The organism is Pseudoalteromonas sp. TAB23, assembly GCF_000498075.1.
GTDB classification, from domain to species: Bacteria; Pseudomonadota; Gammaproteobacteria; order Enterobacterales; family Alteromonadaceae; genus Pseudoalteromonas; species Pseudoalteromonas arctica.
Genome location: NZ_AUTP01000117.1, coordinates 35,166 through 53,275 on the forward strand (window position 1 = coordinate 35,166; position 18,110 = coordinate 53,275).

The window sequence follows — 18,110 nt, forward strand, 5'->3', positions numbered from 1 at the left end:
ACTCAATTGGCAGAGATATTTTACGCTTCTAGCGCTTTTGCAATTAAGCGATCAATATATTTTTTATGCGCTTTAGTTGCTGTATCTGCACCCCAAGCAGTGCTGGTATCGGCTATTTGAGTTAGCTGATATAACGCAGCTGTTTTAGCTAAGTTATCGTACTTACTTGCTTTGCCAAGACCTGCAATTGCGATTAGCTGATTAACATACTCAATTTGTAAGTTGTGACTAATAGAATTTGCGTCTTTGCTTTTCACAAAAATATTAGCGGTTAAATCTTGCATAAACTGAGTTAGGCTATATTCATTGCCGTACAAAGCAGTATCAGAAATACGCAGTAATACGGCTGGGTGTAATAGCTGCGCAAGTACAGACTTTTGCATACCTAAAATCATTTTGTGTGCTTTAGGGTCTTCATTTTTACCAAAGTGATTAAAGCCACGACGTTGCAGTTGCAAGTAGCTATATAGAGGTTGCATGTTTTGTAGTACGTCTGGTGCAAATACAAACTTGGCTAATATATCCATCGCTTGTGTTTGACGTTCAAGAGATACCGGTGTAAATGGTTTATCTGCGTTTGCATCACCCACTACAGCACGCTCAACGTACACACCACCAATTTGGCGAGAAACAACACCTGCTTGAGCTCGGTATTGACCAAATAAGCTATTAGCAGAGGTAACAAGCTGTTGGTAAGACTCACCTTTAACCGTTGCTTTATCTTTTAGCTCAGTAAATAATTTATTAATTAACGCCATACGATCTGCGCCATAGGCCGCAGGATTTGACGACAGATCACCAATCATGACACGTGGATCGATATGGCGACCTGGTGCGCGCATATCGTCTGCATCGTTACCAAAGGCAAGGGCATGTTCACTTGAACGAGCAAGTATTTTTTCAAGTCGAGCTTGCTCAGCAGCTTCATCTGCAAGTGCTACGCTGTAGCCATAGTTAATAGCCCAATCATCGTAAGGGCCTGGTTTTGTTTGAAAAATATCACCTTGCTGCTTACCAATTGGGGCAATGTTAGCTGGTGCATAATCCATAACAGAACCGGTTACTATGCCTTGGGTTTTGTTTTTGTCGTGTACTTCTTTTTCATCCCACAAAATAGATGATTTCATATTGTGGTTAAGACCTAAAGTATGGCCAACTTCGTGAAGTACCAATTGCGTTAGACCTTGGCGAAGCATTTCTTTATCTTCAATTTTGTCGCCGCTAGCAAGACCTTTGGCAAGCATTAGATTTTGTTGAATCTCATGCCCTAGTGAGCAATTTAGCTCACCGGTATTTGTTGCTTCACCGTGGCTCATTGTTCCTTGAGTGAAAAGTGTGTCGTAAATCCAACGGTTTTTCATAAATACAAACTCAAGCATAATGTCTGAGCCCAGTATTTCGCCTGTTAATGGGTTAGCAAGTGCTGGACCGTATCCGCCAAATGGAGGCTTAGGTGACGAAGTCCAACGCAGTACGTTGTAATTAATATCGCCCGCATCCCAGTCTGCATCATCTGGTTGTACTTTTACCTCTAAGGCATTTTTAAAACCGGCTTTTTCAAAAGAAGTATTCCACGTTAAAACAGCGTCACGAATAGTATCGCGCCATTGGATAGGTGTGGTGTTTTCTATCCACCAAGTAATTGGTTTTACTGGCTCTGAAAGTGCTGCACTAGGATCTTTCTTTTGTAGATCCCAACGTTTTATAACATCTTCATAAGGTGCCCAATCGGTAGATGTCATTTGATCAAATTGATTTGTAAAATAACCAATGCGCGCATCATCCATACGTGGTGCGTAGTTATTGCTAGGTAGAGCAACAAACGAGTGCTGAACTTTTACAGATACGCTACGTGGGTCGCTTACTGCATTTGAGCCACGTACCGTTGGGCTTGGGTTAGTAAATACGTAATCAACAACCACGTCTAAATTATTAGGGTATGGACGCTGTTTAATAATGCGTGATTTTTTATCGTCTAACTTGCCTACTTTAAAGCGCTTTTTAGCGTTTTTATCAGCTGGATTTGGCGTAGGTGATACTTTATGAAGTGCTTCGCTTAAAAATAACTTATTTACGTTGAATGCTATTTTACCGTCTTCTTCTTTTTCTATTTTAATGCTCGCAAGTACCGCTTCACTAATATTGGCATCACTCGCTTTTGAAATTGCACTGTTTTCGTCAAATTTATAGCGAGGTGTTTTGCTAATGATATCGATACGATCAAAGTATTTTCTAAATTCAATTAACTTAGTTTCACGGTACGAACCACGATAATGGCCTGCATCTGTAACGCCATCGACAGTGTGCGCAAAATATACAAACGGCGTATTAAGTTGGGACTCGTTAATCACCATAAGGTGCTTACCGGTTTTTTCGTCTTGATAAAGGCTAAATATACCGGCAAATTCGGTTTGTCCTTTGATCATTTCGCTAAGTGTTTTTGGCTCTTTTTCGTCTTTTTTATCGGCTGCAAATGCATGGCTGCCAAACGCTAAGCTAAGCGCAAGGGTGATGGTCGTTAATTTCATTTTGAGACTTTTAATATTTGTTAATTTAATTGGACTGTACGTAAATTAATTTAATTTCGCACATCTTCGCGACGAAATTTAAGTGTACAACGCTAATTAACTGATATTAATAAACAAAAGTTTGTAACAAAATATAACGAATGAGGTGAGCTGCATGCAAAGTTATTTTTATAGCCTTAAATAGCAGTGGTTTATATGTATTTGCAACAGTTGCTTACAAATGTCACCTTAATGTTTCATATGGCTCTGGTATTATGACGTTAATAGAATTTTGGGGATAATAGGATATGCAAACAAATTCACTTAGATGGGTTTTTCCATTTGTAGCGCTAATTGTTGGTGTTGTTGGCTTTATGGGAATAAATGCCATTGCACAAGAGCCAGAAAAAAAAGAAGTAATTGATACTCGTCCAACAGTGCAAGTTGAGCCAGTGGCTGCAAACGATCATCAAGTTATTATTAATAGCTACGGTGAAGTAAAGCCTCTTGAAAGTACACAGCTTTCGGCGCAGGTGTCGGGTGAAGTGTTAAGTTGGCATCCTAATTTTGTAGCCGGTGGCATCGTTGCTCGCGGTGAAACGTTATTCACTATCGAAAAAGACAACTACGAAGCAGCAGTACTTGTTGCAGAGGCAGAAATTGCTCGTGCACAAGCAGGCTTGATTGAAGAGCAGGCCCAAGCTCAAGTGGCCGCAGATGAAGCAAAGCGTTTTCCAAGTAAAGCGCGTACCGACTTATTTTTACGTAAGCCTCAAGTGTTAAGTGCGCAGGCATCTGTAAAGTCGGCGCAAGCTGCATTAAAACGTGCACAACGTGACTTAGATAATTGTGAAGTAACAGCCCCTTACGATGCATTGGTTATTAGCCGAAATGTAGGTGTTGGTCAATTTGTCACTATGGGTTCGCAAGTTGCTGAGCTCAATAATATTGAAACTGCTGAAGTGATTATTCCTATAGCAGGGTTCGATAGCGTTTTTTTGCCAGAACGTATTAAAGGCATTACCGCGACGATTATTCAAAAGGGCCTAAACAGCTTCACCCGTGAAGGTGTAATTGACCGCGACCTAGGGATTGTTGATAACGCTACGCGTATGAGCAGTTTGGTAGTGCGTATAGAAGACCCATACGGTCTTAAAAACATACAACCAGCCATTAAGTTTGGCAGCTACGTACAGGTAAATTTTGCAGGTGCAATGCTTAATAATATTTACCGTTTACCGCAAGCTTTGGTTAACAACCAAACTGTGTGGGTAGTAAACGAAAACCAAGAGCTAGAGCCACGTAAAGTAACGGTTATTCGTGAAGAGGGTGAGTATTTTTATATTAGCAGCGGTTTAAATGCCGATGACAAACTCGTTATTACTTTACCTGAATACCCGCAAAAAGGAATGCAGGTTAAAATTGCAGGTGTAGCTGCAAAACCTGAAAGCTCAGAAACGAGCACTTCAAACACGCAACAGCTGTAGGGTGTAATAGTTATGAGCGAGTCAATACAACAAAAACAAACAGGGCTAATTGCCTACTTTGCTAATAATTCAGTAGCCGCTAATTTAATGATGTTTTTTATCATTATTATGGGGGCTATAAGTTACTTTACGATTCAACGTCAAATGTTTCCTAATGTAGAGATTAACTACATTAATATTGAGGCTAATTACCCAGGTGCCTCTCCTCAGGAAATAGAAGAAAGTATTCTTATAAAAGTTGAAGAGTCACTTAAAGATATAACCGAAATTAAAAAAGGCGTATATCGCGCATTTAGAAATGGCGGTACAGCAAGCCTGGAAATAAACACCGATGCAAAACTTACCGATGTGCTTGATAAAGTAAAGTTGCGTGTTGATGGCATTGCGACTTTTCCGGCGGGTATGGAACCGGTCACCATAAGTCAGGTTGAGTTTAGGCAAGACGTAATAGGTATGACGCTCGTTGCTGATTTACCACTTACAGAGCTTAAGCCTATAGCAAACCAAATAGAGGATGAGTTACTACAGTTATCTAACGTGTCGTTAGTGGTAAACGATGTTCCTCTTGATGAAATAGCAATTGAAATAGAGCCCGATACGCTGCGTCAATATAACCTAACCCTTAGTGATGTAATGAATGCAGTGCGTCGTTATTCAGCTAACTTTTCGGCGGGGCAGCTAAAAACAGACGCAGGTGTTATTTCTGTTCGCGTCGAGAATCAGTTTTACTCGGGTGAAGAGTTTAGGCAAATTCCGGTAAAAATTGGCGAGTATGGCGCTAAAGTTTTACTGCAAGATATTGCAGTTATTAAAGATCAATTTACCGAAGGTGAGCGCTACTTTAAGTTTAATGGCGAAAACGCGGTGTATTTATCGGTAAAAGCAACGCAAGAGCAAAACATGATTCCCGTTGCGGATTCGGTTAAAGCGTTTATTGATCAAAAAAATAAGCAGCTACCGCCAGGTATTCGATTAGAGCCATTAATGGATATGACCTACTACCTAAATGCTCGCCTTGATATGATGAAAGCTAACCTGTTTCAAGGTGCCATTTTGGTGGCAATTATGTTGTCGTTATTCTTGCGTTTTAAACTAGCGCTTTGGGTAATGATTGGCTTACCTGTTTGCTTTTTAGGGGCCATGATGATGATGCCACTATTTGGCATTAGCATTAATATTATTTCGTTATTCGCTTTTATAATGGTGCTCGGCATAGTGGTGGATGATGCCATAGTGATAGGGGAAGCTGCCTACACCGAAGTTGAAAAAAGCGGCGGTGGTGTAGAAAATGTTGTGCGTGGCGCTAACCGAGTCGCGACCCCTGCAACCTTTGGTGTGTTAACAACAATTGCTGTATTTGCACCATTCACAATGTCGAGCGGGCCAGAAAGTGCCTTCTTTTATGGTATAGCCGTTGTAGTAATGCTGTGTTTAGTATTTAGTTTGATTGAATCAAAGCTGATACTGCCAGCTCACATTGCTCATACGCACTTTTCGCCGATTAAAAAAGGTGGTTGGCGCGATCGCTTCAATACACGCTTTTTTGGTTTCGTAAATGGCCCATACAAACGTTTTATTGCTAAGTGTGTTGATTGGCGCTGGACTGTTTTGTTTGCTTTTATTGCAATGTTTATAATCAGTATTGCACTTATTACGTCTAATAAAGTACGTACAGTTCCAACTCCTAAAGTGCCGCACGACTTTCCACAAATTCAAGTAGAAATGAACGACAACGTTTCTGACTTACAAACCATTGCTGCTATTCGTGAAATAGAAGCTATGGTACTTAGAGTCGATGAAGAAACTGAACGTGAGTTTGGGCAAAAGATTATTCGTGATGTATTGGTATTTAATCAAGGCAGAACCGAGTCGCAGTTACTAGCTCCATTAGTTGACGAAGATTCACGTCCATACAATGCATTTGAACTTTCGCGTCGCTGGCGTGAGGCTATGCCGACTATTGCTGGTATTAAGTCGTTAACTATTCAAGACGATGTTGGTGGCGGCGGTGGTAATGGCGGCGGCGAGTTTGGCTATTTACTGTATGGCTCAGACATAGATACTTTAAATCAAGCGGGTCGTCGTTTTATTCAATTACTTCAACAGCAAAAAGGGTTGTTTGATATTAGCTCAACCATAGATCCGGCAAGCAAAGAAGTGCAAATGAGCCTTAAACCTGTTGCTTACGATTTAGGCTTAGATTTGGCAGGTATTGCAAATCAAGTGGGAGCCAGTTTTTATGGTGGCGAAGCGCAGCGCGTAATCCGAAACGGCGAAGAAGTACGCGTCATGGTACGTTACCCTAAACTGACTCGCGAAGCATTTTCATCGCTTAAACACACCGTTGTTACTACCCCACAAGGGCGAGAAGTACTTCTTGGTGATGTAGTAGAGCTAACAGAAACGCCAGGTATTAGCTATATACGCCGCGAAGGCGGTTACCGTACCGTGTATGTTTATGGCAATATTGATGAAGAGCAAATTGAGCCAGGCGAAGTGGTTAAGCAAGTAAAAGAAAATCTACTGCCACAGCTAATAGAAGAATTCCCAAGTGTTAAATCAGAGCTTGGTGGCGCAATAGAAGAGCAGCAAGCTCAAGCTAATGAGCAAATAATGTTTTTTATTGGCGGAATGATTTTAGTATACATACTGCTAGCTGTGCCGCTTAAAAGCTACTCACAACCGCTTATTGTAATGTCGGTTATTCCGTTTAGTTTAACCGGGGCTATTTGGGGTCATTACTGGTTTGATTTAGATATGAGCTTAATGTCGGGATTTGGCTTAATTGCCGCAGCAGGTGTTGTTATAAATGATTCACTTGTAATGACAGATTATGTAAACCAAGTTCGCCGCGAAGGTGTTAGCGTTAAAAATGCAGTAATAGAAGCCGGTTGTGCCCGCTTTAGAGCAATACTATTAACGTCTATAACAACCTTTGCTGGTGTATTACCTATTATGTTTGAAACAAGCCTGCAGGCTAAGTTTGTAATACCTATGGCAGTAGCACTTGGCTTTGCTGTTATGTTTGCAACGTTAATAACGCTTATATTAGTACCGTGTTTATATATTATTCTAGGCGATATTGGTGCGTTATTTAAGCGCCCTTTTAAAAGCCGAGCTGCTAAAGTCTCGTAAATATAAAGCATAAAAAAGCACTGACCGTTATTAACGCTCAGTGCTTTTTTATTATCTATTTATTGTTGTTAAACTGGCTACAACAATAATTAATCTTTAAATTGCTTATGGCAATCTTTACAGCCTTTAGCCCATGCGCCAAAAGCTTTACCAATTACGGCTTTATCGCCCGATTGGGCTGCTAACGCTAGCTTATCTGCATTTGCTGCAAAAGCATTCGCTTTTTCAACAAAGGTTGCATTTTCGGCCCAAACAGCAGCAAGTGCAGCTGTGTCGCCTTTATCTGTCCCTTCGTAAAACGCTTCCCATGGCATTTTTGAAAGTGCAGCAGCGTTGTTAGCACGCATTTTAAATTGCTCTGCGTCAAAAGGTACTTTACCTTTTAGCATTGCGCCCATGTCACCAATTTGTACTGAGATCATTGAAAACGCTGCTTGGCGGTATTCAATCGCGTCACTTGGTTCTTTAAATGCAGAATTTGCCGATACGCTAAGTGCACATGTAGCTAATGCTATACCTGCTAATACTTTTTTCAATTTCATGTTTGCCCCTTTTAAAGTAATTGTTAATCCTGTTCTATATTAGCTTCTTTGAATGTTCAAGTTAATATATGTGCTTAATAATTGTTTCTTTAACTAAGCATACAACGATTACCCTATCGTTACATCTATTGTCTTTATTGTTAATGACTGTAAACACCTCGTTGTTATTTTGATTCCTGTTGTGTAACTTCCCCCCCATCATAAAAATAACTAACAAAGAGAGTTTATGAAAAATAATATTTTTAAAATGTCAGCATTGTCTGCTGCAATAGTGGTATCACTTTCTGGTTGTGGAAGTAGTGATGACGATAATAAAAGTAGCGTACCATTAGTTACTGACGTAGCTCCTAAAGCGAGCGATGTAGTTGTTGTAGACTTAAAACAATGGATCCCTGTTACTGCAGAATTTAAAGCCAGCGATAACGATGGCGATGCACTTACATTTAGCTTCACTGAAAACGGTGAAGAAGTGATTGCAGAAGATGGCGTATTCACATTTAGTCACGGTACTCTAACTGTAGAGGGAACATCATTTACTTATGTTCCAATGACGGATGATGATGCAGTTATTGATTACACTGTAAACGCAAATAGTAAAACGGCTTCTGCGCAAATAAACATTTCAGGAGTTGTTGGTGACCCATTAGCAAATCAACAATGGCACCTAAATAATACAGGCCAAAAAGCATACTCATTAAGCGATGAAATGAAGCAGGGCTTAGTTAATTTATATGTAAATCTATTTGGCGATACAGAAGAAGAAGCGCAAGCAAGTGTTGATGCTAGTTTTGCTAATGCAGAAGCTACAGGTTTGGTTGCTGGTGAAGATATGAATGTAACAGCCGCTTATGCTCAAGGCGTTACAGGAGCTGGTGTAACTGCTGTTGTTGTTGACTCGGGCATGGAAATTCGCCACGAAGATTTAGTAGATAACGTATTACCAAATCGTTCTTTAAACCTTAACGCTGAAGCGCTAGATCGTACAGACCCTACAAGTACATCAAACAGTGGTGACCACGGAACAAGTGTTGCCGGCTTAATTGCAGCAAAAGGTTGGAATGGCAAAGGCGGCCGTGGTGTTGCACCTGATGCAGGCTTAATCGGTATGAACTACCTTGGTGGAGATAAAGTAGCACAAACTGATTTACTTGCTCATGGCTTCCCTGGTAGTGGTATTAGTACGTCTGAAAATATTTCAGCCTTTAACCGTAGTTACGGTATTACGTTCCCTACGTTTATCGGTTATTCAGAGCTAGATGAGGCAATTGAGTCTTACCCTAACCTTAACCTTCGTGACGGTAAAGGTGCGCTAAATATGAAATCTAGCGGTAACTCATTTGAAGACGGTGGCGATGAAGGTTCTTTATGTGCTGACAATGGTGCAAATGACTTAGGTTTAACTTGTTATAATGGCGCTTTTGAGCCAAGCCAAGGCCACCCTTATTATTTAAGTGTTGCTGCAGTAAATGCTAATGGTAAACATACTAGCTATTCTACAGCGGGTGCTAACGTAATGGTGTCGGCTCCAGCGGGTGAGTATGGTCGTTTTGCACCTGCAATGGTAACAACAGATCAAATGACTTGTATTAATGGTTATTCAGGTTTCAATGGTGGTTCTATTGCAGCATGGGCTGCTGCTTATGGTGAAGAGTTTGCTGCAAGTCAATATCCATTTAACTACCCAGGCCATGCAGACAATGCAAGCTGTAACTATACTTCAACGTTTAATGGTACATCATCTGCTGCGCCAAATGCATCGGGTGTGGTATCGTTAATTCTTTCGGCTAATCCAGATTTAACATGGCGTGACGTTCGCCATATCCTTGCATCAACTAGCACTTTAATTGATGCAGATAATGCTGCTGTTAAATTAACAGTTGGTGAAGGCGAATTTGTTGCTCACGACGGTTGGATTGAAAACTCTGCCGGTTATAACTTCAATAACTTATATGGTTTTGGTCGTGCTGATGCTGGAGCTGCGGTTTCTATGGCAAAGGCTTACGATGTTGCTTTAGGTGAACAAGTTATTACTCAGTGGAGCGGTGTTGGTTCAGTAATTGCTGAAGACGCACTTGCACTAGAAATTCCAGATAACAATGCAACGGGTCTTACACAAGAAATTGAAGTGACTGAAGAGCTAAGCATTGAAGCAATGCAGTTTAAGTTTGATGTAAGTAATGCTGAAATGGGCTTTGGCTTAAGCGATGGTACACAAACTTCAGCCGGAACAGATTTAGCTATAGAAGTTACATCGCCAGCGGGTACAAGAAGTGTATTACTGTCATCTAAGCAAGCTTTATTCTACCCAGCATATAGTTTCACTAGCAGTTGGAGTGTTGGCTATATACTAAAAGATGCAGTAATGCTTTCAAATGCGTTTTATGGTGAGTCGACTAAAGGCACTTGGACAGTTCGTTTACTAGATACGAGCGCAGATAGCTATGCACTTAGTAAAGGTGATGACAATGGTTTAGGTGTAGTAGGTATTAGCAATAATAGTTCAGCAAGTGTTTTAGAGGGTGTGTCTTTACGCGCATTCGGTCACGCAGGTCAAGAGTAAGGATTATGAAAATGAAAGTTAATAAATTAATCGTATTAAGTGCTGCTGCGTGTATTTCTTTAAGCGCTACGGCAAACACAAGCTTTGATAAAGAGCTCCAACTACCAAAGAAGCAAGCATCTAGCTTAAAGTATACTAAAGCTGATTTTGGTTCTTATAAAGTAGAGAAAAATTTACGCTTAGTGCCATCAAGTGTTGCTGCCGATGAGCATGTAGTTATGCATAAAGGCGACATGGCGGTTGTTAATGTTGCAAGTACATCTGATGTAGTAACTAAAGGGTCATTAGTTCGTAATATTCTTACTAATAACTTAAGTTCTTTATCAGGTAATATTACGGTACTTTTAAAAGATGGTATTACTGCTAGCGACATTGCTGCAGCGGCTGGATTAAAAGTGGTGTCTGTATTTCCTGGTACTAAGATTGCCGTTTTAGCAGTGAATGATGGACAAGATATTTTAGTTGCAGCAGAGCAGTTAAATGCTTCAGGTTATGCTAAAGAAGCTAGAATTGAAGTGCTAGAGACGATTTATACTGCACAATAAGTTATTTTATTAAATAAGCTTATTTAATAAAAACCCCGAGCAACATTAGTTGCTCGGGGTTTTTTTATAAAAAATTAATCGTTTATATCAATATCTGCAAATATCATCCCGCGACGCATGCTGCGCGTTGCTAAAAATACTTCGCCTAATAACGACATAAATGCACAAATGAGTAACGCCATGGCAGCTACAAAACAACAAGCAATGGTCACGCTTAAGTTAATTGATTGAATGTGCGACAAGAATAAAAACATAACCACAGCACATACAAGTAAGGCACTTAATACACTTAAACTAAAAGCAATATGTATACATCGAGATCTTTTTAATAAAGCGCGGAGTTCTGTTGCTAGCGACTTATTAAAATCATCATCTGTATTTACTTTTAATCTTCGCTCCAATAAGCGTGCTCTGTCGGTAATTCGTGCTAAGCGATTAGATAAAACACCTAAAGTTGCTGCTATACCTGTGATTAAAAATACGGGAGCAACGGCCGTTTGAATTACTTTTGCCATAGTTAAAATGTTAATTACTTCGCTATTCATTACTACCCTTAATCAGTTGAGCTTAAAAGTGATTTATATATCTACAGAGTACCTGATGTAGGCTTATTAAGAAAAGAGGAATTACGTTGATTTACTTTACATAGCTTCACAAACTAAATCACAACACAGGTTATTTTTAGGTATATTTAATTACTTAATAAAAAATAAAAATACAACAAGGACTTTGACTGATGAAACGTACTCCATTCGCACTCGCAGCACTATCACTCGCTATTTTAAGTGGCTGTAATCAAGCCCCTGAAGAAACCAAAAAAAGTAATACACAAGTTAAAACGGTTCAAGTAGTCCAAGCTGTTGCCCCGGTTGCTAAAAAAGTGCCACATGAAATGACTATTCATGGTGACACTCGTATAGATGATTACTATTGGCTGCGTGATGATGAACGTAAAGCACCAGAGGTAATTAACTATTTAGAAGCTGAAAATACATACACTGATGCAATGCTCGCACATACTAAAACGCTGCAAAGTGAGTTGTTTGAAGAGCTAAAAGGGCGTATTCAAAAAGACGATGATTCAGTCCCAGTTAAAAACGGTGATTATTTTTACTCAACGCAAACACGTGGCGATAACGAGTACACTACTTACTTACGCAGCAGCGATTTTGCAGGTACAGATCAGCAAGTTATTTTAGATGTAAATGAGCTTGCGAAAGGCCATGATTATTATGCAGTAAGTGGTTTAGATGTAAGCCCGAATGGCAATTTAATGGCTTATGGCGAAGATACTGTTAGCCGTCGTATTTATAGCGTAAAAATAAAAGATTTAACTACCGGTAAATTACTCGAAGACACACTTGAAGGCACCAACGGTGGCATTGTGTGGGCAAACGATAATAAAACGGTTTACTACATTAAAAAAGATTTACAAACTCTATTAGGTTACCAAGTGTATCGTCATACATTAGGTACATCGCAAGCTGATGATAAGCTAATTTACGAAGAAACTGATACCAGTTACTACATGGGTATGAGTAAAAGCAAAGATGAGTCAGAGATTTATATTTGGCACAGTAGCACGGCTGCATCAGGCGTATCTGTATTAAGTGCTGATGATACTAAGGCAATGCCTAAACGCTTAATTGAGCGCGAAGCAGGGCTTGAATATGATATTTCGAAGCTAGGGAATACTTACTACATTGTAACTAACTTAGATGCTGTAAATTTTCAGCTGATGAAAGTTGATATTGATAAAGCAGGCGACAAGGCTAATTGGCAAAGTGTGATCCCTGCACGCGATGATATTAAACTCGAAGGCATTGATTTATTTAATAACTACTTAGTTTACCAAGAACGTGAAATGGGCCAATCAAAGTTGATTGCGCGTGATTTAAAAACAGGTAAAGAGTTACCACTGAGCTTTAACGATAGCGCTTATACAATTGGTACTTATGGCAATAACGATATAGATAGCAGCACGTTACGTGTTTACTACACAAGCATGACCACTCCAAGCTCATCGTACGATGTAGATTTAGCGACTGGCGATAAAACGCTTCTTAAGCAACAGGTTGTGTTAGGTGATTTTGATGCTGACAATTACGCTTCAGAGCGTATTTTTGTAACAGCACGTGATGGCATAAAAGTACCGGTAAGCTTAGTTTACCGTAAAGATGCGTTTAAAAAAGATGGCACTAACCCGCTACTGCAATATGGTTACGGTTCTTATGGCGCAACCATGGATCCAACGTTCTCAAGCTCACGTTTGAGCTTGTTAGACCGTGGCTTTGTATTTGCAATTGCCCATGTACGTGGATCGCAAATGCTAGGTCGTCCTTGGTACGAAGACGGCAAGCTACTAACTAAAAAGAATACATTTAACGACTTTGTTGACGTAACCAAAGCATTGGTTTCTCAAAAGTATGGCGCAAAAGATGAAATATTTGCGTTAGGTGGCAGTGCTGGTGGCTTATTAATGGGCGCAGTAGCAAACCAAGCGCCTGAGCTTTATAAAGGCATGGTTGCTGCGGTACCGTTTGTAGATGTAGTAACAACGATGCTTGATGCGAGCATTCCGCTTACAACAAATGAATACGGCGAGTGGGGTAATCCGAACGAAAAAGCGTATTACGATTACATGCTGTCTTACTCGCCATACGACCAAGTATCTAAGCAAGCATATCCTAATATGTTGGTAACGACTGGCTTGCACGATTCACAAGTTCAATACTTTGAACCTGCAAAATGGGTTGCTAAGCTGCGTGACTATAAAACTGATGACAATAAGTTACTGTTTAAAATAGATATGGAAGCAGGGCACGGCGGCGCATCGGGTCGCTTTAAGCGCTTAGAAGATACCGCGCTAAACTATGCATTTATGCTTGATTTAGCGGGTATTAAAAAGTAATTAATTTATATATTTAAAATAAACAAAAATGTAAGGTGCTTTTTAAGAAAGCACCTTTTTTTGTGGCAAGTTAAAGCTAAACATAGTGCCTTTACCAATTTCACTTTGTACGTAAATTTCGCTATCCATCAGTTTTAATAACCCTCTGCAAATAGCCAATCCTAAACCACCTTGCTGGCGCCCTTCTTTATTAGAATTACTTGCTTGGTAGTGCGGATCAAAAATAGCATTCAGCTCATCTTCTTTTATGCCTACGCCCGTGTCTGATACATGCACAAATAGTTGATTATCGTCACTGCGTTTTACATGTACTGCAATGCTGCCGCCGCGAGGGGTATGCCTAATTGCATTATCAATTAAGTTACTTAACACGCGCTCTAATTTAGCTATATCGGCAACCACAGGAAAATCACAAATCGCAGGTTCTACCGACAAACTAATGCCTTTTTTGTCAACGGCTAAACTAAATTTTGCCATGCAATCGTAAATGAGTTCACCTAAATTAAAGGTTTCTTTATTTATACTTATTTCGCCATTTTCTAAGTGAGCAAGCTCAAATATTTGCTCTATGAGTAGCTTTAATTGCCCGCAATTATTAAGCGATACCTGCAAGTATTCTTGCTGCTCTTTTTTACTTAGCTGCTCGCCTGACTGATTTAATACTTCTAAAAACCCCTGCAGTGAAGCAAGTGGTGTACGTAGGTCGTGCGATAGATGAGTTAGCAACTCTTTGCGTTGTTTATCGCCTTGTTCAAGCGCTTTAAACTGCTCATTAATACGCGTTAACATGGCTTGAATACTTCGCCCTAAACTATGCACTTCGTTACTTTTTTGCGTTGAATAGTTACTTAGCTTGGTGTCGGTAAGGCTGTAGTTAGCGGCTTCAATATTACTAACATCGCGTGCTAAGCGCTGAATTGGGTTGGTAAAAAAACGTAGTAAAATTAGCATCGCAATAAATAAAAATGCGAGTGCAGAGCCAAGCCATAAAGCGGCTAGCCATAACTTGTCATTATTTTTTACAGTGCTTAATGAGGTGTCGTAAGCTTCGCCACCAATAATTACATATAAATAGCCTTGTAACTTATCGTGATTAAATACTGGCGCGGCTGAAAATATTTTTTGCTGCTCTTTATTACGAGGATTGTCACCATAAATAGGTGCAGCGCTTGGGTTGTTAATCAGCTTTTTTAAAGGCGTTAAACTAATATGCGTACGTTTAACTTTACCCGGTTTTGCTGAGTAAGTAAGAATTTTTCCGGTTTCGTCTACAAAATAAAATTCAAACGCAGGGCCTAATAACATCAAGGTATGAAAGAGGTTTTCAAGCGCTTTATAGTCGTAAACACCTTCTTTTATTAGTGGGTTATCTTGTACTAAATGTTCCGCTAACGCTAAGTGCAGATTTTGTTCGGCGTGGTGTTTTGAAGTCAGTTCTAATTGCTTGCTCCAGCCGTAAACTAGGGCGCAAATAAAACAAAAAATTACGACTAGCGATATAGCTAATTTTTGATACAAAGATAATTTCATAATAGGTGTCTTAATTGAGTTGGCTAGGGTTTAGTTTGTAACCAACACCCCAAACTGTTTCGATGATAGGCGCTTGTTGGTGTTCTTCTAGCTTGGCACGTAAGCGGTTTATATGTGAATTAACCGTGTGCTCGTAACCACTGTGTTGGTAACCCCATACTTTATCGAGTAATTGCTGACGACTAAAAACATGATTAGGATGGCGTGCAAAGTAAACGAGTAAATCAAATTCGGTGGCGGTAAGGTTAAGGGCTTGCTTGCCTAAATACACTTGGTGCGAACTAAATTCTATATTGAGTGAGCCTACATTTAGTGTTTGTTCGCTATCAACGGGGGAGTTGTCGTTATTTTGGCTAGCGAGTAGCTGTGCTCTGTGGCGTAATTGGGTTTTTACTCTGGCTTGTAATTCGCGTGCAAAAAAGGGTTTACAAATATAATCATCGGCGCCCATTTCAAGGCCAATAACTCTGTCCATATCGCTACTCAGCGCGGTGAGTAAAATTACGGAGGTAGTTGGGTAATGCTCTTTTATTTTTCGGCATAAGCTCAAACCATCCATTTGGGGTAAGTTTATATCGAGTAAAATAAGTCCGTAGGGATGCTTAGCTATTTTTTTTAAGGCAAGTTCTGCGCTTACAACATGATCAACATGTAAGTTAAGCGACGTTAGCTGCGTGGTAATTAACTTACCTATTTCTCTGTCATCTTCTACTACTAATATTTTTTCGTGACGCATGTATTACCTCGTAAAAAGGGGGGCATCCGTGCTCCCTTACTTCCCCATTACAAGCTGGAACGTTACTGCGTGCGCGTAATTACTATTTTCGATACTGGGTTATCAAACTTATGTTCAACACCAAGTGCTGATGTAGATAATCCATCTTGATTTGAAACAATGCCTGGATGCATCGTTATTATATCGGCTGTATCGTCACGTATTTCGTTAAACCCTTCACCGCTAGCGGCAGGACCTGGCACAGTTTCAGCTGTTTCTGTATTTGCTTCCGTACCCGCATCATAAGCAGTCGTAGTGCGTGATAACGAACCGCCAACTTCTAATGTTGATACATCTAAAGAACTAAGACCGGTAAAAGCATCATTTGTATTCCCAAGCATGGCAGCAAATGACAAATTAAGCGTTTCTTGCTCTTCAACAGTAATGATTACTGTGGTGGTTTCACCAGGGCCAATAGCGCCTTCAGCTGAAACTGCAGCAAGTGCACTTTCGTAGCTGAGGTATTCTTCATTTGCACCGCTTTCTGCAAGCATTTCTAAACCAACAGAAGCTGTTGTGCCGAATGTCCAAGGTGCTTCATCTTCAAAAGCAATGACAGAGAGTGGTGACAAAGGCTGTCCTGCAGTTAAGTTACTAAAAGTAATAGTAAACTCACTGATCACAGGTTCTACAACAATTGGCTCAACAACGACCGGCTCTTCAACCACTGGGTCGTTATCATTATCGCTACACGCTGCAAGTGTGGTTGCAAGTGCAAGCACTAGTAGACTTTTTTTAAGGTTGTTAGCAGATGACATAATCATGCTCCTACTTAACTGTAACGGTTAATTGCGCTACTGGGTTTAACCATCTGTGTACTGTATTACTTAAATCGCTATTACCCGCTTCTAAATCGTCATCACCTAAGCTACCTGGGTGAATATGGATGCTTGTATTTGTATCACCACTTAATATACCTGTACCGCCAGTGCCAGCGTCGCCACCTGGAGCCGCAGGAATCCCCGGAGTACCTGGAGCGCCAGAGCCTTCAACTACAAGCTCATTGTTTTGTTCTGTGCCTGCATCGTAAGCATTTAAATTAATTGTGTAAGTACCCGCTTCTGTTGGGATTTTCCAGCTGTTTAAGCCTACAAAGCCATCATTAGTTGGTAGCATCATTGCAGTTAAAGATAGGTACTCGTTACCGTCGGTAGTGGTAAGTGTTGCCGTTGTAGATGCGGCTGGNCAGCCATATCACTGCCCGCTGCAGTTGCTTGTGCAACTAGCTCTGCAATATTGCCGCCTTCAGCCATTGTTTGTAATGCTGTAGATGCCTCTGTTGCGACTTCAAATAGTGTGTCTTCGCTGTTGTGTGCTGTAATTAACAGTGGAGTAAAGTGAATACCCTTGGTTAGGTTAGTAACTTTTAGGTCTAATTCTGCGGCCATAGTCGATTGGCTAGCTGCCGCTAAAAGAATTGCAATTGTTAATGTAGAAGTTTTCATTATTATTCCTGTAAGTGATGATTCGAGTTTAGTATTGAATAATCGTCTCCAGAAACTCTCACAAACTTATCACTTTTTTATCACAAGATTTTACGCTGTGATTTTTAAATACAAATACGTTGGTTGATTTGTAGACATTTGTTTAGTTAAGAGGCAACATACATAAAACAAAAAGGAGAGTGTTATGGAAGAAAATCAACAGGTTGAACCAGTTAATAAAGATGACCGTATGTGGGCTATGTTATGCCATTTGAGTGCGCTTGCCGGATTTATTGTGCCGTTTGGCTCAATAATTGGGCCATTAATTGTGTGGTTAATTAAAAGAGATGAGATGCCAGTTGTTGACGTGCACGGTAAAAAGGCGCTTAACTTTCAAATAACGATGGCAATTGCATATGTAGTTTGTTTTTTACTGATGTTTGTAGCAGTAGGCTTAATATTACTACCTATAGTGGCAATTTTTGGGTTTGTAATGGTTGTAATGGCGAGTATTAAAGCTAACGAAGGTAAAGAGTTTAATTACCCGTTTAGTTTAAATTTGATAAAATAAAACCTCAGTTATTTTTATACCAATTGCATTAAATTAGTGATCTATTATAGCGATAAGAAAATAGCTCAATAACAAGGCTAAAATTATGATACATAGTTGTTCTATATAAATAATTTTTAACGT

At 40.0% G+C, this 18,110-nt stretch carries 12 protein-coding genes and 1 pseudogene; 6 read left to right on the top strand and 7 right to left on the bottom strand.

Going from position 1 to position 18,110, the window contains the following annotated elements:
• Positions 1–20: 20 nt before the first annotated feature.
• Positions 21–2,528 carry a zinc-dependent metalloprotease gene (locus tag L654_RS0103360; RefSeq protein ID WP_024607270.1) on the bottom strand — a complete coding sequence of 836 codons (2,508 nt, stop codon included), beginning with the start codon at positions 2,526–2,528 and terminating at the stop codon, positions 21–23.
• 287 nt (positions 2,529–2,815) lie between these two features.
• On the opposite strand from L654_RS0103360, the gene L654_RS0103365 reads away from it, so the two are divergent.
• A complete protein-coding gene (locus L654_RS0103365) occupies positions 2,816–3,994 on the top strand; it encodes an efflux RND transporter periplasmic adaptor subunit (RefSeq protein WP_007580481.1) in 1,179 nt (392 codons plus the stop codon).
• Positions 3,995–4,006: 12 nt separating this feature from the next.
• Positions 4,007–7,129, top strand: a complete 3,123-nt coding sequence (locus L654_RS0103370) for an efflux RND transporter permease subunit (protein ID WP_024592632.1) — start codon at positions 4,007–4,009, stop codon at positions 7,127–7,129.
• Between the two features lie 89 nt (positions 7,130–7,218).
• Here L654_RS0103370 and L654_RS0103375 read toward each other — a convergent pair whose 3' ends face one another.
• Positions 7,219–7,671 carry a cytochrome c gene (locus L654_RS0103375; protein WP_024598794.1) on the bottom strand — a complete coding sequence of 151 codons (453 nt, stop codon included), beginning with the start codon at positions 7,669–7,671 and terminating at the stop codon, positions 7,219–7,221.
• A 226-nt stretch (positions 7,672–7,897) separates the two neighbouring features.
• Between L654_RS0103375 and L654_RS0103380 the strand changes: the two genes are divergently transcribed.
• Together L654_RS0103380 and L654_RS0103385 are read left to right on the top strand one after the other, a co-directional pair.
• Entirely contained in the window at positions 7,898–10,231 is a 2,334-nt protein-coding gene (locus L654_RS0103380) for a S8 family serine peptidase (RefSeq protein WP_024607271.1), read from the top strand.
• A gap of 11 nt (positions 10,232–10,242) precedes the next feature.
• Positions 10,243–10,776, top strand: a complete 534-nt coding sequence (locus L654_RS0103385) for a hypothetical protein (RefSeq protein WP_024589626.1) — start codon at positions 10,243–10,245, stop codon at positions 10,774–10,776.
• A gap of 74 nt (positions 10,777–10,850) precedes the next feature.
• Here the strand turns inward: L654_RS0103385 and L654_RS0103390 are convergent, their stop codons facing one another.
• Positions 10,851–11,321, bottom strand: coding sequence for a DUF2721 domain-containing protein (locus L654_RS0103390; protein ID WP_024589627.1), 471 nt, complete (start codon positions 11,319–11,321; stop codon positions 10,851–10,853).
• 191 nt (positions 11,322–11,512) lie between these two features.
• Between L654_RS0103390 and L654_RS0103395 the strand changes: the two genes are divergently transcribed.
• A complete protein-coding gene (locus L654_RS0103395; RefSeq protein WP_024607272.1) occupies positions 11,513–13,687 on the top strand; it encodes an oligopeptidase B in 2,175 nt (724 codons plus the stop codon).
• Between the two features lie 42 nt (positions 13,688–13,729).
• Here L654_RS0103395 and L654_RS0103400 read toward each other — a convergent pair whose 3' ends face one another.
• The 4 genes and pseudogenes from L654_RS0103400 to L654_RS01000000125405 all read right to left on the bottom strand — a co-directional run bounded on the left by L654_RS0103400 (position 13,730) and on the right by L654_RS01000000125405 (position 17,437).
• Positions 13,730–15,217, bottom strand: a complete 1,488-nt coding sequence (locus L654_RS0103400; RefSeq protein WP_024607273.1) for a HAMP domain-containing sensor histidine kinase — start codon at positions 15,215–15,217, stop codon at positions 13,730–13,732.
• A 10-nt stretch (positions 15,218–15,227) separates the two neighbouring features.
• A complete protein-coding gene (locus L654_RS0103405) occupies positions 15,228–15,953 on the bottom strand; it encodes a response regulator transcription factor (RefSeq protein ID WP_007580488.1) in 726 nt (241 codons plus the stop codon).
• Between the two features lie 62 nt (positions 15,954–16,015).
• Entirely contained in the window at positions 16,016–16,750 is a 735-nt protein-coding gene (locus tag L654_RS0103410; protein WP_024607274.1) for a spondin domain-containing protein, read from the bottom strand.
• Positions 16,751–16,760: 10 nt separating this feature from the next.
• A pseudogene (locus L654_RS01000000125405) lies at positions 16,761–17,437 on the bottom strand (spondin domain-containing protein).
• Positions 17,438–17,621: 184 nt separating this feature from the next.
• Here L654_RS01000000125405 and L654_RS0103420 point away from each other — a divergent pair.
• Positions 17,622–17,987, top strand: coding sequence for a DUF4870 domain-containing protein (locus L654_RS0103420; protein ID WP_007580507.1), 366 nt, complete (start codon positions 17,622–17,624; stop codon positions 17,985–17,987).
• Positions 17,988–18,110 lie beyond the last annotated feature (123 nt).